Below are 20,269 nucleotides of genomic sequence, written 5' to 3'. Positions count from 1 at the left end.
GCGGCCCGTCCCCGAGGCGCTGTCAGCGCTTCAGCGCCCGGAGCCGCACCACCCCGCCGCCGCGACGGACGGCCAGAGAGTCCTCGCAGCACCCGGAGCGCCCGGAGCCCCTGGAGCGCCCGGTGTCGGGGGCCCGTCAGGCCTTCGGTGGGAACGCCTGCTTGCTGGCGCAGGTCCACACCGTCGCACGGCCGATGCCGTTCTCGTCGAGGAGGCTGCCGCCCACCCGGTCGTCGTCGGTGACCGCGTGGGCGCTGCCGCGGCGCGGACCGGAGCCGCCGGGCAGGGCCAGCACCGGGCCCCGCCCGGGCCAGTACGCGGGCTGCGAGCTCTTCTTCCACCCCTCCTCGAAGGTGGCGGCCGATCCGACCACGGCCCCGCTGGTGGGGCTGGTGGCCTCCAGGGCCAGTTCCTCCTCGCCGACCAGCCGCCCGGGCTCGACGGGGAGCCCGTCGTACGGCTTCTTCCAGGTCGCGGGCCGGAAGTGCTGCAGTTCGCGCCAGGACGTCCGCTCGTGGCCGACCACCCGGCCGCGGTCGTCGATGGCGCTGCCGACGGTGGAGTACATCTGCGCCTCCTGGTTCCAGGCCTGGAGGCTGTACGGAGGGTACCCGCCGGCCGGCCAGACCACCGGGTGGGAGCGCATGACGGTCTCGTCGGTCTCCGGGTTCCAGTACTCGCCGAAGAGGTTGCCGAGGATGTCCCCGCGCTTGTTGATCGAGCTGACGGTCACCCGGCTGTTCGGGAAGGCGTCGGCGGGCGCCGGGAGTTCACGGACCGGCGAGCCGTTCACCCACTCCTTCGCGACGCCGTTCTCGCTGGTGACCAACCGCCCGGTGGCACTGATGGCCGCGGCCGCACCGTGCCGGGTCGCGGTGGTCAGCAGCCGGACCTGGGGGTCGCCCTGCCGGTAGCTGAACGCGGCCCTGGTGTCGAAGTCACGGGTCAGCGTGCCGACCATCAGCCCGTTGTCGCCGACCGAGGTGACCGTTCCGCCGGTCCAGCCGTCGGGCAGCGGAACGGCGTGGGCGGTGGTCCCGGTCCAGTAGACCGGCAGGCCGTTGCTCGTGCCGACCGCGAGGTCGCCGCGCCCCAGGCCGTACACGGTCCCGCTGCGCGTCGGCCCCTCGGCGGACAGCGCGTCCAAGGTCCGGAGTTCCGGTGTGCAGCCGGCGGCGCCGGCCGGCCCGGCGGCTGTGATCAGTCCTGCGAGCGCGATGGCGGCTGCGGCCGCGGCAGTGCTCTTCCGCATGTGGAGGATCCCCCTAGTTGTGGCATGTACGAATCACATACTGCGGCTTAGAGGGGCGGAACGGTACATACCGCTTGTGATCATCCGTACGACCGGGCTCGCCCGTGGGCGCAGCGCGTGTGTTTCGATGGGGGCGTGGAGAGCATCACGCGGCAGCTCCTGGCCAAGGGGTTCGGCCGGCCGAGCGGCCTGTTGGGGCGTCTCGGCGGTCGCCTCATGGCCCACGGCAACGCCGCCACCGAGCGGCGTGCGGTCGCCGTCGCTGCGCCCGCCGAAGAGGACGTCGTCCTCGTCATCGGTCCGGGACCGGGCGTCGGGCTCGCAGCCGCCGCCCGGCGCTCGGCCCACGTCATCGGTATCGACCCCTCCGACCTCATGCTGTCCATGGCCCGCCGCCGCTGCGCCGCCCCGATCGCCCGGGGCCGTCTCCGCCTCGCCGTCGGCACCGCCGCCCGCACCGGCGAACCCGACGCCTCGGCCGACCTCGTGATCTCCGTCAACAACCTCCACCTGTGGCCCGACGTACCCGCCGCCCTCGCCGAACTCCACCGCGTCCTGCGACCGGGTGGCCGCATGGTCCTGTCCGCCCACGAGAAGTGGCTCCCCGCCGGCCTCCCTGCGCTCGCCCGCACGGTCACCGCGGCCGGTTTCGGTTCCGTCCGCGCTTGGACCTGGGAACCCCCGACGCGCATGGCTTCGACCGCGGCGCAGCTGAGCGCGGTACGCCTGTAGTGCTCAGCGCGTCCGCCCCCTCCGCGCCGCGAACAGCTCGGAGGTGTGGGGGAACGCGTCGCGTGCCGCGCCCTTCGGCCTGACGACACCTCCCTCGACGACCCAAGCGCCGGAGCGCAGGCAGTGGAGGTGGTCTTCCAGCGCCTCGCGCAGGCTGGACCCCATGACCACCAGGTCGCATTCGGAGACGAAAGTGATCACTTGGCCGCTGGAGCCGTGCGGCCCCGGGAACAGGTCGACGTACGTGTTGTCGCCGTCCCACCATTCGTTGCCCGCGATCGGGATGCGCCGGGGGTGTCCCACCACGTCGTGCAGGAGGCCGTCGTCACTGATCGTGTGGTCCGCCCCATCGTCCTCGTCGAACCATTGCCCCTCGTCGCGCCACCGCTCGACCACCGCTTCCAGCGGTGCGAGGGGACTGCACCCGGGCAGCCATGCGAATGGTTCGCCGGCTGAGAGGTCTTGGCCGTCGTGATGCAGGAAGGACTCGCGCAGGTCGCTCGGAAAGGTCACCCCCATCGCCTTCTCCGCCTCGTCGATGCGTTCCGGTGGAACGCCGGGCCGGAGGTGGAGGGACCGGCCCGCGTGTGTCCGCGCCCATGTTTCGAGCTCGTCCCAGAGGGTGTGTACGGCGCCGCCCACTTTCCGTTCCCTTCACTTCCCCGGTCTCTTCCCCGGCACCCTACGCGTGGTCGCCCGGCACGGCGGCACGGAGCGGACTACGTCTCGGGCATCAGGCGCAGCGCGTGCAGCGCCACGGCGAGGTCGGCGACCGCGCGGGGGTCGCGCAGCGAGCGTCCCGTCAACTCCTCCAGCCGCTGCAGCCGGTAGCGGACGGTGTTGCGGTGGCAGTACAGGAGCCGCGCCGCTTCGGCCGTCGAGCCTGCTGCCGCGAACCAGCACTCCAGGGTCTCCAGTAGGCGGCCCCGTTCATCGGCCCGCAGCCGCAGGACGCCTTCGAGGACGGCACGGGCGATCCTTCCGGCCTCGTCGGGTGCCGCGGCCACCAACAGGGCGGCGGGACGGTTGTCGAAGCGTGCGACGCCCGCCGGCCGGCCGCGTGCGGCGGTGAGTGCCAGGCGGGCGAGCCGGAGGGCCCTGGGGGTGTCCCGCAGGTCGCGGTACGAAGGGCTGACGCCCACGCGGACGGCGGGCGACCGTTCCAGGACGTGCAGGACCGCGTCATCGGCTCCCGTACGGCGGACGGCCACCACGCCGACGTGGAGGTCCGGCAGGAGGCGCCAGGCCGACCGCAGTCGTTCGGCGAGGAGGTCCGCCTCGATCCCGGGTAGTGCCTCCCGGCCGGTACCGGGGACCTCGGCGGCGACCACGAGGTAGGGGCCGCCGGTGGGGAGGCCGAGGACGTCGGCGGCCTCCCAGAGGGTGGTGCGGTCGGTGAGCAGGCCCGTGAAGAGGGCCTCGACCAGGGCCGAACGCTCCCGCTCGCGCTGCAGCACCATCTCGGCGGCTTCCTCGCGGTACGCGTCGCTCGCGGACGCGGCAAGGCCTCCGTTCACCCACCAGGCGGCCAGCGACATGATCGTTTCCGTGGTGAGGCCCTGCGTGGAACGGGCCTCGGAGGTGATGGCGGACCACAGGACCTCGGCACCGACGCGGTAGGCGTGCAGCAGTTCCGCCAGCGGCGTTCCCCGGCGCGCCCGTTGACGGCCGGTCTCCTGCGCCGGGGCCCCGTCCGCACAACGGCCGTCGACGAGCTGCCGCAGCACCTGCTCGCAGTTGCACCGGCACGAGGCCGCCAGCTCCGCGAAGGACACGTGCTCGTCGCCCCGGTAGTACGCCACCTCGGCACGGATGCGGCGGGCCATCCGTGTGCCCAGTTCCTCGGTGCGCGTGAGCAACGAGGCCGCCACGGGGGCGATCTCGGCGGGTGCGTCGGGAGTGCGGCTCATGCCCGCAGGCTACAAACGGCGGAGTGCGGCGGGGCGCACATTGTGCCCGGGGACAAGGAGAGGGGAACGGGTGTGTGTGCCGGCACATGGCCCGCGCGGGGTCCGCCCAGCACGATACGAGGACGTTACCGGCCGGTACCGATCCGTATTCCGTCGTACCTGCGTCCTCAGGGGGAACCGTGTCCACAGCCCCGACACCCCGCACCACGCGCATCGCACGCCGCGCTGCACGCCTCGCCCCGCACCATGCCGCACGGCGTGCGTCCGTACGGGCCGGCGCCGCGCTCCTCGCCTCCGCCCTCACCCTGGCCACCGCCCATGCCTCCGCGCAGGCGGCGGCCCCGGTCCCGCTCCCGGCACCCGCCGGGACGGGCAAGTACGTGGCCCTCGGGGATTCGTACGCCGCGGGGGCGGGGGTCCCCGCCCAGTCCGCCGGTCCGTGCCTGCGCTCCGACCGCAACTACGGCCACCTCGTCGCCGCGGCCCTCGCCCCGTCCTCGTACACGGAAAGGAGCTGCACCGGGGCCAAGGTGAGCGCACTCACCACGCCCCAGACGGACGCCGGGACCGTCGTGAACGGCCCCCAGCTCGATGCCGTCACGCCCGACACGTCCCTGGTCACGCTCACGCTCGGGGGCAACGACATGGGCACCTCCGACGTCGGCTTCGTGGACGTCGTGGCCGTCTGCTCGACCCTCGCCCTGACCGATCCCCTCGGAGCGCCCTGCCGGGACTTCTACGGCGATACGCTCACCAGGAGGCTCGATTCGGCGGCGGCACGGCTGGCCGACGGCCTGCGCACCGTGTCCACCAAGGCCCCGAGCGCGAGGGTGGTCGTCGTCGGGTACCCGTCGGTACTCCCCGACGACCCACTGAAGTGCCTGGGCAAGCTGCCCGTCACCACCGGCGACCTCCGCTTCCTGCGCTCCGTCATCGGCGAGCTCAACGAGAAGACGGCCGGCGCCGCCACCGCGGCGGGCGCCACGTACGTCGACACCCTCGGTCCCACCCGGGGCCACGACGCCTGCTCCTCCTCCCCCTGGATCGAGGGCGTCCTGCCGACCTCGCCCGCAGCGCCCCTGCACCCCAATGCCACCGGTCAACGCGTCGTGGCCGAAGCGGTGTTGAGGGCACTGGGCCGCTGAAGCACACGGCGCCGCCCGCCGCGCCCGCCTGGCCGCGCCGTCCGGCCGGGACCGTCAGGGCGAGCCCGGTGGCCCGCGGGGCGGCGTGAGGGCCGTGATCAGGGGCGATGCCGGGCACGTAGGGTTGATCCACGGGGATGACGGTGGGGCACGGAAGGGGAGCTGTGGCCGGCGTGGAGGGGTGGCAGGCGCCCAGCGCGGTCGAACGCAGGCTGTACGGGGCGAGAATGCGGGGCGACTGGTCCGCCTACTACGATCTCGTCGCCCGGGCCGACCTGTTCATGATGCAGTCCCGGGCCGCGGTGGACGCGAACCGCGGGACCAGCCGCTTCCACCCGTACTGGAACCCGCAGACCGGCACCTACTGTCTGGCCGTCTACACCGCGGGCATGCTCCCGCCCCCCGTACCCGACCCGGTGTACCGGAGCTACTCCCTGGGCTGGTTCGCGAGCGTCTGGGAGGCCGCCGACCCGCCGTACCTCGTGGTGAACCCGGGCAGCCCGTGCGAGGGAGTGCTGCCCGCCGGCCCCGAGGGCCGGGAGCTGTGGCGGCGGCACTACGCCCCCGTGGAGCGGCGCGGCCTCGCCCGGGACGCCGTCCACACCCTCGAAATCGGTGGCCCCCTCCAGGGGGTGGTCGCCTTCGGCCTGGCCGTCGGCGCGCACGTTCCCGTCCGCAACGGCCAGTTCTGGAACGCGATGGCCTACCACGGCGACGGCTACACCGCCGAGAGCAGCAGGCTCAAGGAGTGGTGGGGCGTCACCACCCGGGAGGACTGGCTCGACGTGCAGGACCGACTGCTGCGCGCCGGGATGGTCAGCAGCAGTTGGCAGTTCGTGCTCCAGCTGCGGCGCGGGATGGCCCTGGACTTCGCCGGCCCTGTCGATGCCGACCACTGGCGCACTGCCGCCGCCCACTTCCTGCGCCTGCGGGCCGAAGAGGCCGCCCGGCCGACGCCCACCCCCGACGGCGTCAGCCCGGGGCGGGTACCGACCGCTGCCGAGGTCGAGTCCGAGATCGACGGCGTACAGCGGCTGATCGGTCGGATCACCCGCTACGAGGCCCGGTTCCGCGCCGACGGTGTACTCCCGGAACGCGGGTACGTCCGCACCATCGAGGCGTGGGACTACGGTCGGGCGTCCGGTATGGCCCGCTGGGGCCTGGCCTCCCGCCTCTGTTCCCTCCAGGAGGCCGAGGCGGCGGTCGTCCGCGCCGGCCGCCTCGTCCACGCCAACTACCGGTCCTGGGAGGACTTTTCGGCGGCGTACGTCCTCGCCCGCTGCCTGCACTTCGACGAGGAGCAGTTCGGGGAGTGGTACGAGACGGCGCTCCGCGTCCACCGGGTCCTGACCACCGACCCCGCCAGCCCCTGGCGCACCCTGCCGTGGGCCTGACCCGTCCGTCACGCAGACCGGGTCGGGGCGTCAGGGCGGTTCGGGGCGGGTCCGTCCGACGCGGGGGTCGCGGGCCGGCTGCACCCGGTGGTGGGCACCGTGAAGGCGCGTGCCGGTGCGGGGCCCACGAAGTCGGGGCGCGCCACCGGCTGCCGGACGGCGGTGCCGCTCTGCGGGCAAGGAGCCGGCTCGTGGTGGGGGTCGAAGGGATAAGGAGCGATCCCGTTCCTCTCCGCTCCCAACGTATAGCGCACCGGGGGGCTTGCGGCAAGGCCGGGGTGGTGGCCCAGAATCGCCGGCCGGAGCCGTAGCGCGAGGAACGGGGAGTCGCGGAAATGCGTGTGTTGCTGTCGACGTACGGGTCACGTGGAGACGTCGAACCGCTGGTCGGACTCGCGGAGCAGGTGCGGGCACTCGGCGCGGAAGTACGGGTGTGCGCGCCGCCGGACGAGGACTTCGCGCAGCGGTTGGCCGGTGTCGGGGTGCCGCTGGTGCCGGTCGGGCCGTCGGCGCGTGCGCTGACGCTCGCGGCGCCGCCGCCGTCGTCGCTGCCCGAGCGGGCGGCCTCGTTGATCGCCGACCAGTTCGAGGCGGTCACTGCGGCTGCGGAGGGGTGCGACGTGCTGGTGGCGACCGGGGTGATGCCTGCCGCGGCGGGAGCACGGTCGGTGGCCGAGAAGCTGGGCATTCCGTCGGTGTCCGTGACGTTCCAGCAGCTCACGCTGCCGTCTCCGCACCGCCCGCCGCTGGCCTATCCTGGCCGGCCGCTACCGCCGGAGGTGACCGACAACCGCATGCTGTGGGACCTGGACGCCGAGAGCATCAACGCGCTGTTCGGTGAGGCACTGAACACGAACCGGGCGTCGGCCGGCCTGCCGCCGGTGGACGACGTCCGCGCCTACGTCATCGGCGACCGGCCTTGGCTGGCGACGGATCCGGTCCTGGACCCTTGGCGTGGAGCGCCCGGCCTCGACGTCGTCCAGACCGGCGCGTGGATCCTGCCGGACCCCCACCCCCTCCCGGTGGAGTTGGCGGCGTTCCTGGATGCCGGTACGCCACCGGTGTACGTCGGCTTCGGCAGCATGCCCCTGCACGCGTCGGCGGACGTGGCCCGGGTGGCCGTCGAGGCGGTCCGGGCGCAGGGCCGGCGCGCGGTGGTGGCCCGTGGGTGGGCCGATCTGTCCTTGGTGGACGAGCGGGACGACTGTTTCGCCGTCGGTGAGGTCAACCAGCAGGTGCTGTTCGGGCGGGTGGCGGCCGTGGTGCACCACGGGGGTGCGGGTACGACGACTGCGGCGGCCCGGGCGGGCGCGCCGCAGGTGGTGGTACCCCAGGCGACGGACCAGCCGTACTGGGCCGGCCGGGTGGCCGATCTGGGTATCGGTGCGGCCCACGACGGTCCGACCCCGACCGTCGAGTCCCTGTCCGCCGCGCTCCGGACGGCCCTCGCTCCCGAGACCCGGGCCAGGGCGCTGGCCGTGGCCGGCACCGTCCGCACCGACGGAGCGGCGGTGGCGGCGCGGCTTCTGCTCGACGCGATCGGCCGACCGTGACGCTCTCGTAGGGGCACGGACCGCCCGTGCGCGCGAGGAAGACGGGCTGGACGGGACGCCCTCCAGCCCGTCCCCGCCGGCCACGCGGCATGAGGAGAAGGGGTGCCCACCGCGCGGCCCTTCGGGAAAGCCGTTCTCACCGGGTCCCTTGCCCCGGGAGGGGCGCCTCACACCCCCGCGCGGCCGTGGATCCGCAAGTGGATGTCCTTCTCCTGGTCGCCGGCAGCGGTACCCACCGTGTCGATCACGTACGCCGAGTCCAGTACGGCCACCAGGCGGTCCACGGCCCGGTAGCCGCCCTGGGCCTCGACGCTGACCTGGTGGGCCAGCGGTGCCGGGGCAGCCGGGGCCTGTTCGCCGGGGGCGGCCACGTCGTAGGCGGATGTCCAGACCGTCGCCCCGGTGCCCGACCGCGGCCTGGTCGTCTTCTCCGCCGTGAAGGCCGCGTCGAGCGTCGCGAAGACGGCGCGGGCGTCCTCCTCGGCGCAGTCGCTGACCACCACGGTCACCTCCGTGCTGCTCATGACGGGCTCCTCCCTGCAGCCGGAACGGGTTCGGTTTCGGTCCTCCTCCAGCATCCACCCGCGCCCGCCCCGGCGCGCTGCGGCCGGTCCGTGGCGGTGCGGACACGGTGGGTGGCCGTGACCCGTCGGCGTCCCGGAGACCGCGGGGTGCGCGCGGGTGTGACAACGGGCGGAGGGACCTGGTGCGCGGGCCTCCGGCGGCGGTCGACGGGGCGCGGGGTTACGCTCCGCAAGATGGAACGCGCTGAGATACTGAAGCGGGTCATCGGCATCCTCACCGAGGCACAGGACATCCGCCTGGCCGTGGAAGCGGGAGAGGACGTCGACGCTCCGGCCGCGGCGAACGGCGTGGCCACGCTGCTGCTGAACGAAATGCTGCCGTCGATCAGAGTGCCGGCCGACGCGTCCCCGCAGCAGGTGGCGGCGCACGTGTCCCGGGCGCTCGGTCCCGCCCTGCACACGATGGTCTCCGGGTTCAGTCTGGCGTTCACCAGCCTGGCGATCGCACACGACAGCGGGCGGACGGACGTCTCCTCGATCGAGGTCCTTCAGGAACTCGCCCTTGAGGTCGAGACGGGGATGTATGACGAGGGGCCGTAGGGTTCCGTAGCCCAGTGCCGTGCAGCCCCGTGCCGTAGCTCCTCCTGCCACTGGGGGACCGCGGGGCGGTCACTCGGTGTCGCCGGCGTGCTCCGGGCCCATCCGCCGCTCCTGCCTCCTTCTCAGTTCCTCGGGGCTCTTGCCGGCCACCGGCTTGCTGGCCTCGGGGTGAACGGGATCCGGGCCGGGGTGCTCCTGCGCGTGTTCCTCGCGGCCCTTCGCCGGCTTCTGTCGTTCGTCGTCGATGCCCTTCACGGCTGTCCCTCCCGGAAGTCTCCGCCCGGTGTCCCGGACCGTCTGCGCCTGCCCCGCGAGCGGCCTCCGCAACCTTCCGTCTTGCCCGGATCCACCGGGAATGCCCTCCGGGAGGCGGGGCAGGCGCCCCCCGGAAGGGGTGGCTCCCGCCCCGGAAACGACTCGTGAGGACACTCCCATGGACTCGACGCAGGCGATGGCCCGCCGGATACTGCGCGACTACGGGGAGACGTACGTGCACGAGGCCGGTATCCGGTTGCGCGACGCTCCGTCCCCCCTGTACCAGCTCCTGGTGCTGTGCGTACTGCTGTCGGCGCCGATCCGTGCCGCGACGGCCGTCGCGGCGGCCCGGGAGCTGTTCGCGGACGGGCTCCGCACGCCACGCCGGATGGCGGGTTCGACATGGCAGGACCGCGTCGACGCGCTCGGCCGCGCGCACTACCGCCGCTACGACGAGAGCACGGCCACCGCCCTCGGCAAGGGGGCGCGGCTGGTCCTCGACCGGTGGAACGGCGACCTGCGCGCCCTCCGGGAGGAGGCCGGCGGCGACCCGCCCCGGGTACGGGAGCTCCTGCAGGAGGTGCCTCGGATCGGCCCTACCGGAGCCGACGTCTTCTGCCGCGAGGTCCAGGCCGTCTGGCCGGAGCTGCGGCCCTTCGCCGACGCGCGGGTGCGTGAGGCGGCGTCCGGCGTCGGACTGCCCCGTACGCCGGGGAAACTCGCCGAGCTCGTCCCGCGGGGCGAGTTCGCCCGGTTCGCCGATGGCCTGGTACGCGTGGGTCTGACCCGGGGCGCAAGCGATCGGCTGCGGGGTGCGTGATGATCGGACATCGCCTGCACTACCACCGGGAGCTCGGGGCAGCCCGCAGCAGCAGGTCCGGCACCGGGCTCGACTTCGTCCGCAGCAGGCTGTCGGAGATGGCCGACCGGCTGGGCAACGACGTGGTCCAGAGCGCCGTCCTCGTGTCGTGCGAGCTCCTGTCCAACGCCTGCTTCCACACCCGCGGTCCCACCGGCATCGACCTGGAACTCGACCTCGACGGCGGACGGCTCACCATCAGCGTCTCCGATCCCAGCAGCCGGGAGCCGCACCTGCGTCCGTTCCGGCCCGCCGCGCCCCACGGTCACGGCCTGCACATCATCAACGGCCTCGCCACGGCATGGGGCGTCACACCACGCCCCCACGGCAAAGCCGTGTGGGCCACCCTCGCCGTGCCGAAGCTGCTGTCCGCCGCCTTGCGGGCGCGTGGCGGCGGTGTCAGGGGTGTCAGGAAGGCACGGGAGTAGGCGGCCAGCTCCCCGGGTCAGCTCCCTCCCCGGCCCGGCAGGAACGCGTGGAGCTTGGCCCTGAGCCCCTGGCGGACCACCGCGGTCCGGTCGCTGTCGCCGCGCAGCACCGAGGTGGCGGCGGACTTGATCTGGTCCCAGGTGGCGTGCGGCGGGATCGGGGGCACGGCGGGGTCCGTCCGGAAGTCGATGACGTAGGGCCGGTCCGCGGCCAGCGCCCGGCGCCAGGCGGGTGTCACCGTCCCGGCCGTCTCCACCCGCTCGCCGTCGAGGCCGAACAGGGCGGCGGCGTCGGCGTAGGGAACGTCGGGGATGCTCTGCGAGGGCTCGAACTGCGGGGCGCCCTGGAGGGCGCGCATCTCCCAGGTGACCTGGTTGAGGTCCTGGTTGTTCAGCACCGCGACGACCAGCCGGGGATCGGACCACTGGTGGAAGTACTTCGCCGCGGTGAGGAGTTCGGCCAGGCCGTTCATCTGCATCGCGCCGTCCCCGACGAGCGCGATCGCCGGACGGTCGGGGTGGGCGAACTTCGCGCCGATCGCGTACGGCACACCGGGGCCCATCGTGGCGAGGGTGCCCGACAGGGAGCCGCGCATGCCGTCGCGCAGCCGCAGGTGCCGCGCGTACCAGTTCGCGGCGGACCCGGAGTCCGCGGTGACGATGGCGTCGTCGGGCAGCAGTTCGTCCAGCGCGTGCACCACGTACTCGGGGTTGATCGGATCGGCCGGGACCTCGGCCCGTCGTTCCATGACCTCCCACCAGCGCGCGGTGCCCTTCTCGATGGCCTCGCGCCAGTCGCCGTCCGTACGGCGGTCCAACAGCGGGATGAGTCGCCGTAGCGTCCGGGCCGCGTCGCCGACGAGATTCAGCTCGAACGGGTAGCGCAGGCCGACCATGGCCGGATCGATGTCGATCTGCACGGCGCGGGCCTGGCCGAACTCGGGCAGGAACTGCGTGTAGGGGAAGCTGGAGCCGATCACGAGCAGCGTGTCGCAGTCCCGCATCATCTCGTACGACGGCCTGGTGCCGAGCAGCCCGATCGCGCCGGTGACGTACGGGAGGGTGTCGGGCAGCGCGTCCTTGCCGAGCAGCGCCTTGGCGACGCCCGCGCCGAGGAGGTCGGCGACCTGCTCGACCTCGGCGCGGGCGTGCCGGGCGCCCTGCCCTATGAGGATGGCCGGCTTCTCGCCGGCGTTGAGTATGTCCGCTGCCCGAGCCAGGTCCTCGTCGGCGGGCACGGGGGCGTAGTGGCCGACGCCCAGGCTGGAGGGGACCTGCTTGAAGGCGTGGGAGGGCGGTTCGTAGTCGAGTTCCTGCACGTCGGCGGGGATGATCAGCGCGGTCGGGGTGCGGCTGGTGACGGCGATCCGCAGGGCCCGGTCCAGGACGTTGGGCAGCTGTTCGGGGACGGTGACCATCTCGCAGAAGGCGGAGGCGACGTCCTTGTAGAGGGAGAGCAGGTCGACTTCCTGCTGGTAGGAGCCGCCCATGGCGCTGCGGTCGGTCTGCCCGACGATGGCGACGACGGGCACGTGGTCGAGCTTCGCGTCGTACAGCCCGTTCAGGAGGTGGATCGCGCCGGGTCCGGAGGTGGCGGCGCAGACCCCGATCCGGCCGGAGAACTTGGCGTAGCCGACGGCCTGGAAGGCGGACATCTCCTCGTGGCGCGCCTGGATGAACCGCGGCCGGTCCTCGGCCCGCCCCCAGGCCGCGAGGAGACCGTTGATCCCGTCGCCGGGGTAGGCGAAGACGTACGTGACCCGCCATTCCCGCAGCCGCTGCAACACGTAGTCGGCAACCTTCATGGTCATGCTCCCTCGTGATCCGGTCCCCTCGGGCCTCCGCCCGCCTCACCCCCCGCCCACCCCCGTCACCCCCGCGTCTGCCCGGTCCGGTCGGTCCCACGCGGGGGGCCGGAACGGGTCGGGTGCCGGAAGGGCGGTAGGGCGCGGGAAGTGCGGGTAGCCGCAGGGCAGGGAAGGGCGCAGGGGAGGCCCCAGTGAAAGGCGCACACCATGAGCGACACCGATCCCACAGGCAACAACGTGTACCAGCTGCCGAACCCGGACCAGCCCGGTGAGATGCAGCCCGACCTGGAGAACGCCCTCGCCGAGCCCGACCTCGACGAGCGGCTCGACACCGGCGAGTCGCCTCCCGAGCGCCCGTACGCGGCTGCCAACCACGGCACGACCCGGCGCGAGCAGCGCACCGGGGAGAGCCTGGACGAGCGCCTGGCCCGGGAGCTCCCGGAACCCGACCCGACGCAACCCGGTGAGGACGACGGGGTCGGTGACCTCCCGGGCGGCGAGGGCGAACCGATCGACCCGCAGGCGGGTACCGCGCGCGCAGGCCGACTGGCCCCCGTGTACGACGCCGATGCGGGTCGGCACCTCGCCGTTCGCGCGAGCGACGTGGGCATCGACGGGGGTGCCGCAGCGGCCGAGGAGGCCGCGGTCCACGTGATCGAGGAGATCGAGCCGGAGGACGAGGGTTACGGCGAGGGAACCGATCGGGGCGGAGGCGAGTGACGTGGGGCCACGACCACGGGAGGCTGACGGCGGCGGACGGAACCCCGGCGCGACCGCCACGGCACCGGACCACGACGCGGGACCGTACGTCCCGCACACGGACGACCTCGGCGAGCTGCGCGAGGCCGCGGCCTGCTGCCGTGGTTGCCCCCTCCACGCGGACGCGACGCAGACGGTGTTCGGGGCGGGCCCGCCCAAGGCCCGTGTCGTCCTCGTGGGCGAGCAGCCCGGGGACCGGGAGGACAGGGACGGCGAACCCTTCGTCGGGCCCGCGGGCACCCTGCTGCGCCGGGCACTGGGCGCGGCGGGCCTCGACGAGTCCTCGGTCTACTTCACCAACGCGGTGAAGCACTTCAAGTTCACCGTGCCCGAAGGCGGGAAGCGGCGGATCCACAAGGCCCCGAGCCTGCGCGAGATGGCCGCCTGCCGGCCGTGGCTGGTGGCGGAGCTGGCGGCGATCCGGCCCAGTCTGGTGGTGGCCCTGGGTGCAACGGCGGGGAGGGCGCTCCTGGGCGGGCCCTTCCGGCTGGGTGACCACCGGGGGATGTTGGAGCCCCTGCCGGGAGGCGACTCCCGCGACGGGGAGCCGGACCTGCCGGAGGCCCGGGTGCTCGTGACCGTGCATCCGTCGGCAGTGCTCCGTGCGCCGGACCGGGACGCCGCGTACCGCGGACTGGTGGCGGACCTACGGATCGCCGCGCGCGCCCTCGACCAGGCGTAGCCTCCGCCCGGCGGCGCGCCCGCCCCACACCCCCCACTTCCCTTCGGCATCGACGGGCCGGGCGGCGGCCAGGCAGGTGTGCCGGCCGGTCAGCGGGGCAGGCGCGGCGGCAGGACGGGCACCCGTCGCCCGACCGGGACGACCGGCCCCGCACTTCACCGGAGGAGAACATGGACGGCATCGTGCTGCTGCGCGCGGACCACAAGACCGTGGAGAAGCTGTTCAAGCGCTTCGAGAAGACCGACGACGAGGACCGGGACGAGCGGCGCCGGATCGCCGACGAGGTGATCGAGGAACTCACCACGCACGCGTGGATCGAGGAGCAGATCTTCTACCCCGCGGCCAGGGAAGCCGCTCCGGACACCGCAGACCACGTCCTGGAGAGCGTTGAGGAGCACCACGCCGTCGTGTGGATGCTCTCCGAACTGGTGGACTTGGACCCGGGGGACGAGAGGTTCAAGCCGAAGATGACGGTTCTGATCGAGCAGGTCCGCCATCACGTCGAGGAGGAGGAGAACGACTGGTTCCCCGAGGTCCGCAAGGCCCTGGGGCGCAACCGGCTGCTCGAACTGGGCGAGCAGATGGAGCAGGCCAAGGCGGAAGCGCCCAAGGGCCCGCTGGCCCTGCCCAGCGCCGCGTCGTGACGGGCGTCGGCGACGGGCTCCCGTGCCCGTGGTGGACGGGACGAGGGCCGGCCCGTCGTCCGCAGCCGTGGGCCGGCGTGTAGGCGGCGACGGTCGGGGAAGACGCGCGCCGGGCGACGACGCCCGCGGAGGAAGGACAACACGGTGAACACCCCTGCACCCGACCCCACGACCGCCCACCCGCGACCCGACTTCCCCCCGCAGGAGCAGTCACCGCCGGGCAGCACGGCCGACATGGTCCCCGTGCCGGACCACGGTGAGGACTCCTACTGCGGCTGTGGCCGCCTCGACGGGCTGCGGGCCCTGATCACCGGCGGTGACTCCGGCATCGGCCGCGCCGTCGCACTCGCCTTCGCGCGGGAAGGGGCCGACATCGCCTTCACCCATCTCCCCGAGGAGCAGCCCGACGCCGACGAGACGGGACGGCTCGTCCGCGAAGCCGGTCGGACGGTGCTGCCCCTGGTCGCCGACATCCGCGAGGAAGCCGCCTGCCGGGAGACCGTCGACCGCAGCGTCGCCGAGTTCGGGCGCATCGACGTCCTCGTGAACAACGCCGCCCACCAGATGGCGCAGCCCGACGGCATCCAGGCCATCACCACGGAACAGTTCGACCGGGTGTTGCGCACCAACCTGTACGGCATGTTCTGGCTCACGAAGATGTCCCTGCCGCACATGCGGCCCGGGAGCAGCATCATCAACACCGCCTCGGTCCAGGCGTACAAGCCGAGCCCCCCACTGCTCGACTACGCCATGACGAAGGGCGCGATCGTCACCTTCACCCAGGGCCTGGCCCTGATGCTCGCCCCGCAGGGGATCCGGGCCAACGCCGTCGCTCCCGGCCCCGTCTGGACGCCCCTCATCCCGGCGACCATGCCCGACCCGTCCGGGTTCGGCAAGCAGTCGCCCCTCGGCAGGCCGGCCCAGCCGGCCGAGATGGCCCCGGCCTACGTCTTCCTCGCCTCGCCGCAGGCGAGCTACATCACGGGCGAGATCGTCAACGCCACGGGCGGTACTCCCCTTCCTTGACCCGAACCGGAGGACGAAGTGAACAAGGCCAAGCTCGCCTACCGGCCCGTCGGACTGGCTCTCGGCGCCCTCAGCGGGCTGACCGCCGGGCTGGTGTTCAAACAGCTGTGGAAGGTCGTGGGCGGCCGGGCCGACACGCCCGACGCCCTGGACGAGGACCGCTCCTGGCGCGAGATCCTGCTCGCCGCCGCTCTCCAGGGGGCGGTGTTCGCGGGGACCAAGGCGGCCGTGGAGCGGGCCGGAGCCACCGGTGTACGCCGGCTGACCGGCACCTGGCCCGCCTGAGCGGGCCGGCGGGCCGGGACGGCTGGCGGGGCCGGCCGGGACGTGAGACCGCGCGCGGGGAGCGGCGCGCGGTCAGGCCGGTCTGCGCAGGAGGTGCAGTACGGCGCGCTCGATGGCCCCCTGGGTGGCGGGGTGGCCGTACGTTCCTTGCTCGCCCAGCCCCTCCAGGTCGGGGGCGATGGTGACGCCGTCCTCGTAGCGTTCGATGACGACCGGGTCGATGTACGAGGCGCGGCAGACGGCGGGGGTGTTGCCGAGATAGCCGCTGACCTCGCGGACCGCTCGGGAGACGGCTCCCCTGCGGGCGGAGCGGGGCCCGTCGGAAGTGTTCTGTGAGACGGCGAGGGCGACCGCGGCCAGGACCGTGGCGTGCCAGGTGCGGAAGTCCTTGGCCGAGATGTCCTCGCCGGAGTTCTCCCGCAGGTAGGTGTTGAGGTCCTCGGCGTGCACCTCGTGCCAGCGGCCGCCTTCCCGGTACGCGAACAGGCGGGGGCCGGCGTCGCGGCGGCGGAGCAGGGCGCGGACGACGGACAGGGCGTGGTCGTCGACGAGGGAGCGGGTCTGGCGCCGGCCCGACTTGGCGGGGAAGCTCAGGCACACCTCGCCACGCCGGCACGCGGCGTGCCGGCGCAGCAGTGTGGTCAGTCCGTAGCTGTCGTTGTCGCGCGCGTAGCGCTCACCGCCGACCCGGAAGAAGCCGAGGTCCAGCAGGCGGGCCGCGCAGGCCAGCACGCGCTCGCGCCCGAGGCCGCGCCCGGCCAGGTCCCTGGCGATGGCGCGGCGCAGGCGGGGAAGGGAGCGGGCCACGTCGCGGACGTGCTCGTGCTTGGCGGCGTCCTGCTGTTGCCGGAAGCGGGCGTGGTAGAGGTATTGGCGGCGGCCTGCCCGATCGGTGCCGACGGCCTGGATGTGGCCGTTGGACCAGGGGCAGATCCAGACGTCCTCCCATGCGGGCGGGATGACGAGGTCGCGGACGCGCTCCCGGTCGTCCGCGGGAAGGGGAACGCCGCCGGTGTCGAGGTAGCGGAAGCCGCGCCCGCGGCGGACCCGCCGCCAGCCGGGCCTCTTCGGATCACTCGTCCGCAGCCGGGGCGCACGCCGTGCCGGCTCCCCTCGGGAGCGCGTGCCCGTGTCGTTCTTCACCGCGCGCGGTGTTCCGGCGGCCCCTGTGGACGTCCGGCCCCCGGCCTGCGGTGCGGCCGCCGCACCGGGCCTGCGGCGGTGGCCCTTGCCCGCGGTGCCCTTCCGGCTGCTCATCCCTGCGCTCCCGCCTCGGCTCGCCGCCCCCGGGCCGGCTGCCGTACCTCACGTACCTGCTCCTGGCGGCCGGTTCCGGGCTGCTGCCGCACGTCCCGCACGCTGCGCGACGTGGCCGTGCCTCCTACGGCTACCTCCGCGCCTGCCCAGGACCGGTCGGGCCGACACCCGCAGCCGGTGGCCGACCGGGGGTTCCCGCACGGAGGACTGCCCCTTCGGCGGGACCGGGGCGCACTGCTGGGGGCGGCCGCGGTCCGCCGGAACGTGGTCCTGCATCCGGACGGCGGCCGACGGCCCGCCCGCGCCCTCGCCGCTCACCAGGCACGGGCCGCGGTGTCCACGATGTCGGCCCGCATGTTCCTGGCCATCATCCGCAGTGCCGCGTCGGCGAGGTCGGCGTGGATGTGGGCGACGGCGTCCCGCGGGACGACGACTTCGAGGTGGCGGATGTGGGCGTCGAGGGCGGAGTAGAGCACGCACTGCTCGGTGACCTGTCCGGTCAGGACCAGCCTGCGGACGTCGAGCGTACCGAGCAGATAGGCGAGGGGGGTCTCGTAGAAGACGGAATGGCGGGCCTTGACGACGAAGAACGAGTCCTCGGCGGGCAGGACCGGCTCGACCAGGTCGGGGTGGCGGCCCGCCAGAGCGGTGTCGGCGATCTCCCCGTGGTGCGACCGCCACTGCCCGAAGTTGTCGTTGGCGTAGATCACCGGCATGCCGCGGTCGCGGGCGCGGGCGATGAGTCCGGTCACGGCGGGCAGGACGGCGCGTACGGAGGGGACGAGCAGCTCGGCGTCGGCGTGCTCGTAGGTGTTGAGCATGTCGATGACGATCAGGGCGGTGTCGTGCCCGGCCCGGCCGCCGTCGTGGGTGTCGGTGTGCATGGGGTCGACGCTCGCCGCCCGGAGCGCCGGAGAACGGGTGGCGCCACCGTGGTGTCGCCGTTTCGGGGCATCGGCGGGTCGTGCCGTTTCCCTGTGGTCGTCCGGGGCAGGGGCGGGCCATGGATGAACCACGCACCACCACCGACTTCCAGCTCGTGGACATGGCCCTGCTCACCGAGGGCACGGACTGCCAGAACAAACCGGCCGCGGAGCGATCCGATCCGGTCGAGTTGCCCGAGGGAGCGCTGGTCACGCTGTGCCTCGTCTTCCGATTGGGCCGGGACGTGGACGGGCTCGCCTACACAGAGACCCGGGTCCGGGACGGCACCGTCGAGGCGGCGCAGGAAACCCAGCTCGGCAGCTTCCGGGCCGGCGGCCCCTACGAGATCCACCTGCAGCCCGAGCGTCTCCCGGTGGGGCACGCCTCGTCCGGTACCTACGAGGTCCACGGAGTCTTCACCGACCGGCACCGACGCCCGCTCGCCAGTGCGTACCGGCGCTACCGCATCACGCACGCGGCCGAGCCCGCCGCACGCACCGGCTCGGAGTCGTCGACGGTCTGACGGCCGTCCCGTGCTGCCGAGGAGTGGCCGCCAGCTCACTGATGGTGGTGGGGGGAAGGCTGGTGGAGGCCCGTCCGGGGCCACGGGCGCTGCACGAGGGTCGGTGTGACGGCGGCCCGTCGCTCGCCTGCTCCGGCCCGTGAACTCTATGAACGAAACGATGACCGTGCCGCCCCAGCCGGGCATCGTCTGGGGAGACGTCACCACCAGGAGGCCGCGCGGCGCGGAAACGGCCGCGCCCGGTCGGGTGGTCCGGGCGCTCCCCCACGGTGCCCGGATCCGCGCCGGGCGTGGGGCTGGAATTCGCTGGGGCGCACCGTCATGGGCGCCCTTTTCTCACTGCGTCCGCGACGGGCGTCCACGCGTTTATCTGCAATTTCATTTGCGTGGAGGACGCGTGCGGTGGAGGAAATGCGAAGGGGATCCCCCGGAAGCGAAATTACTTATCGCACCGGCGCTGCCGTCACTGGCAGATCCGCGTCGACGAGGGCGGCCGGGAAAGGACGGTACACGACGCCTTGACGGTTTCGACACGGCGAATTAACAAAGCTCGGACGTGGCCGGCACCGCTCGCGCCGGCCACGTCTTCGCCGGACGTCATCCGCCCGTCCCCCAACGGACCGGGGCGATCTGCTTGGACATGATGGTGATCAGTTCGTAGGCGGCGTGCGAGGCCGCGATCGAGGTGATGCCGGCGTGGTCGTAGGCCGGGGCGACCTCCACGATGTCGGCGGAGACCAACCGGCAGTCGGCCAGCCCGCGCAGGATCTCCAGCAGTTCGCGGGAGGTCATCCCGCCCGCCTCGGGCGTGCCGGTGCCGGGGGCGTGCGCCGGGTCCAGGACGTCGATGTCGATGGACACGTAGAGGGGCCGGTCGCCGACCCGTTCGCGCAGCTGCTGGGCTATCTCGTCCACCCCGCGGCGCATCACGTCCGCCGAGGTGACGATGCCGAAGCCGAGCTTGGCGTCCTCGTCGAGGTCCTTCTTGCCGTAGATCGGGCCGCGGGTGCCGACGTGGCAGAGGGCGGAGGTGTCGATGACGCCCTCCTCCACGGCCCGGCGGAAGGGCATTCCGTGGGTGTACTGCTGACCGAAGTAGTCGTCCCAGGTGTCCAGGTGGGCGTCGAAGTGCAGGACGGCGACGGGCCCGTGCTTCTTGGCCACCGAGCGCAGCAGCGGCAGCGCGATCGTGTGGTCGCCGCCGAGCGTCATCAGCCGGGCGCCGCTCGAAAGCAGTTCGTCGGCGGCGGCCTCGATCGTCTCCACCGCCTCGCCCGCGTCGAACGGGTTGGCACTGATGTCGCCGGCGTCCGCGACCTGGCTGTAGTGGAAGGGGTAGACGTCCTGGGCCGGGTTGTAGGGGCGCAGGGTCCGGGAGGCCTCGCGGATGGCGTTGCCGCCGAAGCGGGCTCCGGGGCGGTAGGTGACACCGCCGTCGAACGGGACTCCGACCACGGCGATGTCCGCCTTCTCCACCTGGTCGAGGCGGGGGATCCGACCGAACGTGGCCTGGCCGGCGAAGTGCAGCGTCCGGTCGGTCTCGGTCGGCGGCAGCGGCGGGGTCACTCCGTTGGGCTGGGCGGTCATGGTGCGATCTGTGCCTTTCCAGGGGTCACTGCGGCGGGTTGCCGTGCTTGCGGGACGGCAGGTCGGCGTGCTTGTTGCGGAGCATCGCGAGGGCGCTGATCAGCGTCTCGCGGGTCTCGGCG

General features: G+C 73.2%; 22 protein-coding genes. 13 read left to right on the top strand and 9 right to left on the bottom strand.

The features are described 5' to 3' along the window. Positions 1-136: 136 nt before the first annotated feature. A complete protein-coding gene (locus ACFV7Q_RS22850; protein WP_385431038.1) occupies positions 137-1,252 on the bottom strand; it encodes a hypothetical protein in 1,116 nt (371 codons plus the stop codon). Positions 1,253-1,387: 135 nt separating this feature from the next. On the opposite strand from ACFV7Q_RS22850, the gene ACFV7Q_RS22845 reads away from it, so the two are divergent. After that, complete coding sequence (locus ACFV7Q_RS22845) at positions 1,388-1,984, top strand: class I SAM-dependent methyltransferase (RefSeq protein ID WP_385431036.1); 597 nt, start codon at positions 1,388-1,390, stop codon at positions 1,982-1,984. A 3-nt stretch (positions 1,985-1,987) separates the two neighbouring features. Here ACFV7Q_RS22845 and ACFV7Q_RS22840 read toward each other — a convergent pair whose 3' ends face one another. Next, the gene (locus tag ACFV7Q_RS22840) at positions 1,988-2,626 is read right to left on the bottom strand and encodes an SMI1/KNR4 family protein (RefSeq protein ID WP_385431034.1); all 639 of its coding nucleotides are present in this window, start codon (positions 2,624-2,626) and stop codon (positions 1,988-1,990) included. A 77-nt stretch (positions 2,627-2,703) separates the two neighbouring features. Further along, positions 2,704-3,894 (bottom strand): PucR family transcriptional regulator, encoded by a 1,191-nt coding sequence (locus ACFV7Q_RS22835; RefSeq protein WP_385431032.1) that lies wholly within the window; start codon positions 3,892-3,894, stop codon positions 2,704-2,706. Between the two features lie 179 nt (positions 3,895-4,073). Here ACFV7Q_RS22835 and ACFV7Q_RS22830 point away from each other — a divergent pair, with 179 nt between their 5' ends. From ACFV7Q_RS22830 to ACFV7Q_RS22820, 3 genes are all read left to right on the top strand, one after another. Further along, entirely contained in the window at positions 4,074-5,039 is a 966-nt protein-coding gene (locus tag ACFV7Q_RS22830; protein WP_385431030.1) for an SGNH/GDSL hydrolase family protein, read from the top strand. Between the two features lie 143 nt (positions 5,040-5,182). Beyond that, complete coding sequence (locus ACFV7Q_RS22825) at positions 5,183-6,433, top strand: DUF1266 domain-containing protein (protein ID WP_385431080.1); 1,251 nt, start codon at positions 5,183-5,185, stop codon at positions 6,431-6,433. A 335-nt stretch (positions 6,434-6,768) separates the two neighbouring features. After that, positions 6,769-7,986, top strand: a complete 1,218-nt coding sequence (locus ACFV7Q_RS22820; RefSeq protein ID WP_385431028.1) for a glycosyltransferase — start codon at positions 6,769-6,771, stop codon at positions 7,984-7,986. A 167-nt stretch (positions 7,987-8,153) separates the two neighbouring features. Here the strand turns inward: ACFV7Q_RS22820 and ACFV7Q_RS22815 are convergent, their stop codons facing one another. After that, positions 8,154-8,510, bottom strand: a complete 357-nt coding sequence (locus ACFV7Q_RS22815) for a hypothetical protein (protein ID WP_385431026.1) — start codon at positions 8,508-8,510, stop codon at positions 8,154-8,156. A gap of 234 nt (positions 8,511-8,744) precedes the next feature. Between ACFV7Q_RS22815 and ACFV7Q_RS22810 the strand changes: the two genes are divergently transcribed. Further along, entirely contained in the window at positions 8,745-9,110 is a 366-nt protein-coding gene (locus ACFV7Q_RS22810) for a hypothetical protein (RefSeq protein WP_385431024.1), read from the top strand. A gap of 69 nt (positions 9,111-9,179) precedes the next feature. Here ACFV7Q_RS22810 and ACFV7Q_RS22805 read toward each other — a convergent pair whose 3' ends face one another. Beyond that, positions 9,180-9,365, bottom strand: a complete 186-nt coding sequence (locus ACFV7Q_RS22805; protein ID WP_385431022.1) for a hypothetical protein — start codon at positions 9,363-9,365, stop codon at positions 9,180-9,182. Positions 9,366-9,543: 178 nt separating this feature from the next. Here ACFV7Q_RS22805 and ACFV7Q_RS22800 point away from each other — a divergent pair, with 178 nt between their 5' ends. Further along, complete coding sequence (locus tag ACFV7Q_RS22800) at positions 9,544-10,185, top strand: endonuclease (protein WP_385431020.1); 642 nt, start codon at positions 9,544-9,546, stop codon at positions 10,183-10,185. Then, positions 10,185-10,652, top strand: coding sequence for an ATP-binding protein (locus ACFV7Q_RS22795; RefSeq protein ID WP_385431018.1), 468 nt, complete (start codon positions 10,185-10,187; stop codon positions 10,650-10,652). The genes ACFV7Q_RS22800 and ACFV7Q_RS22795 overlap by 1 nt, the downstream gene beginning before the upstream one ends. Before the next feature lie 17 nt (positions 10,653-10,669). Here ACFV7Q_RS22795 and ACFV7Q_RS22790 read toward each other — a convergent pair whose 3' ends face one another. Continuing rightward, positions 10,670-12,457 (bottom strand): thiamine pyrophosphate-requiring protein, encoded by a 1,788-nt coding sequence (locus ACFV7Q_RS22790; RefSeq protein ID WP_385431078.1) that lies wholly within the window; start codon positions 12,455-12,457, stop codon positions 10,670-10,672. Positions 12,458-12,667: 210 nt separating this feature from the next. Here ACFV7Q_RS22790 and ACFV7Q_RS22785 point away from each other — a divergent pair, with 210 nt between their 5' ends. From ACFV7Q_RS22785 to ACFV7Q_RS22765, 5 genes are all read left to right on the top strand, one after another. Beyond that, positions 12,668-13,180 carry a DUF5709 domain-containing protein gene (locus ACFV7Q_RS22785; RefSeq protein WP_385431017.1) on the top strand — a complete coding sequence of 171 codons (513 nt, stop codon included), beginning with the start codon at positions 12,668-12,670 and terminating at the stop codon, positions 13,178-13,180. 1 nt (position 13,181) lies between these two features. After that, on the top strand, positions 13,182-13,901 hold the full coding sequence (locus tag ACFV7Q_RS22780; protein WP_385431015.1) for a UdgX family uracil-DNA binding protein: 720 nt from the start codon (positions 13,182-13,184) through the stop codon (positions 13,899-13,901). A gap of 170 nt (positions 13,902-14,071) precedes the next feature. Further along, positions 14,072-14,545 carry a hemerythrin domain-containing protein gene (locus ACFV7Q_RS22775; protein ID WP_385431013.1) on the top strand — a complete coding sequence of 158 codons (474 nt, stop codon included), beginning with the start codon at positions 14,072-14,074 and terminating at the stop codon, positions 14,543-14,545. A gap of 144 nt (positions 14,546-14,689) precedes the next feature. Then, entirely contained in the window at positions 14,690-15,571 is an 882-nt protein-coding gene (locus ACFV7Q_RS22770; protein ID WP_385431012.1) for an SDR family oxidoreductase, read from the top strand. Positions 15,572-15,589: 18 nt separating this feature from the next. Beyond that, the gene (locus ACFV7Q_RS22765; protein WP_385431010.1) at positions 15,590-15,856 is read left to right on the top strand and encodes a DUF4235 domain-containing protein; all 267 of its coding nucleotides are present in this window, start codon (positions 15,590-15,592) and stop codon (positions 15,854-15,856) included. Positions 15,857-15,928: 72 nt separating this feature from the next. On the opposite strand, the gene ACFV7Q_RS22760 is transcribed toward ACFV7Q_RS22765, so the two are convergent. Both ACFV7Q_RS22760 and ACFV7Q_RS22755 read right to left on the bottom strand, forming a co-directional pair. Continuing rightward, positions 15,929-17,113 carry a DNA topoisomerase IB gene (locus tag ACFV7Q_RS22760; RefSeq protein WP_385431008.1) on the bottom strand — a complete coding sequence of 395 codons (1,185 nt, stop codon included), beginning with the start codon at positions 17,111-17,113 and terminating at the stop codon, positions 15,929-15,931. 314 nt (positions 17,114-17,427) lie between these two features. Then, positions 17,428-17,997 (bottom strand): cysteine hydrolase family protein, encoded by a 570-nt coding sequence (locus ACFV7Q_RS22755; RefSeq protein WP_385431006.1) that lies wholly within the window; start codon positions 17,995-17,997, stop codon positions 17,428-17,430. Positions 17,998-18,116: 119 nt separating this feature from the next. Between ACFV7Q_RS22755 and ACFV7Q_RS22750 the strand changes: the two genes are divergently transcribed. Next, positions 18,117-18,560 carry a hypothetical protein gene (locus tag ACFV7Q_RS22750; RefSeq protein WP_385431004.1) on the top strand — a complete coding sequence of 148 codons (444 nt, stop codon included), beginning with the start codon at positions 18,117-18,119 and terminating at the stop codon, positions 18,558-18,560. 597 nt (positions 18,561-19,157) lie between these two features. Here ACFV7Q_RS22750 and speB read toward each other — a convergent pair. After that, positions 19,158-20,147, bottom strand: a complete 990-nt coding sequence (speB, locus tag ACFV7Q_RS22745) for an agmatinase (protein ID WP_385431002.1) — start codon at positions 20,145-20,147, stop codon at positions 19,158-19,160. Between the last annotated feature and the right edge of the window lie 122 nt (positions 20,148-20,269).

The organism is Streptomyces sp. NPDC059851 (assembly GCF_042732005.1).
GTDB lineage: Bacteria > Actinomycetota > Actinomycetes > Streptomycetales > Streptomycetaceae > Streptomyces.
Note: the sequence above shows the minus strand (reverse complement) of the source record. Positions and strands in the feature narration are given on the sequence as shown.

Coding starts and splice junctions, on each gene's coding strand:
- ACFV7Q_RS22835 (WP_385431032.1), bottom strand. CDS start 3,894: ATGAGCCGCACTCCCGACGCACCCGCCGAGATCGCCCCCGTGGCGGCC.
- ACFV7Q_RS22800 (WP_385431020.1), top strand. CDS start 9,544: ATGGACTCGACGCAGGCGATGGCCCGCCGGATACTGCGCGACTACGGG.
- ACFV7Q_RS22755 (WP_385431006.1), bottom strand. CDS start 17,997: ATGCACACCGACACCCACGACGGCGGCCGGGCCGGGCACGACACCGCC.
- speB (WP_385431002.1), bottom strand. CDS start 20,147: ATGACCGCCCAGCCCAACGGAGTGACCCCGCCGCTGCCGCCGACCGAG.
- ACFV7Q_RS22850 (WP_385431038.1), bottom strand. CDS start 1,252: ATGCGGAAGAGCACTGCCGCGGCCGCAGCCGCCATCGCGCTCGCAGGA.
- ACFV7Q_RS22820 (WP_385431028.1), top strand. CDS start 6,769: ATGCGTGTGTTGCTGTCGACGTACGGGTCACGTGGAGACGTCGAACCG.
- ACFV7Q_RS22750 (WP_385431004.1), top strand. CDS start 18,117: ATGGATGAACCACGCACCACCACCGACTTCCAGCTCGTGGACATGGCC.
- ACFV7Q_RS22815 (WP_385431026.1), bottom strand. CDS start 8,510: ATGAGCAGCACGGAGGTGACCGTGGTGGTCAGCGACTGCGCCGAGGAG.
- ACFV7Q_RS22760 (WP_385431008.1), bottom strand. CDS start 17,113: ATGAGCAGCCGGAAGGGCACCGCGGGCAAGGGCCACCGCCGCAGGCCC.
- ACFV7Q_RS22795 (WP_385431018.1), top strand. CDS start 10,185: ATGATCGGACATCGCCTGCACTACCACCGGGAGCTCGGGGCAGCCCGC.
- ACFV7Q_RS22810 (WP_385431024.1), top strand. CDS start 8,745: ATGGAACGCGCTGAGATACTGAAGCGGGTCATCGGCATCCTCACCGAG.
- ACFV7Q_RS22785 (WP_385431017.1), top strand. CDS start 12,668: ATGAGCGACACCGATCCCACAGGCAACAACGTGTACCAGCTGCCGAAC.
- ACFV7Q_RS22775 (WP_385431013.1), top strand. CDS start 14,072: ATGGACGGCATCGTGCTGCTGCGCGCGGACCACAAGACCGTGGAGAAG.
- ACFV7Q_RS22790 (WP_385431078.1), bottom strand. CDS start 12,457: ATGAAGGTTGCCGACTACGTGTTGCAGCGGCTGCGGGAATGGCGGGTC.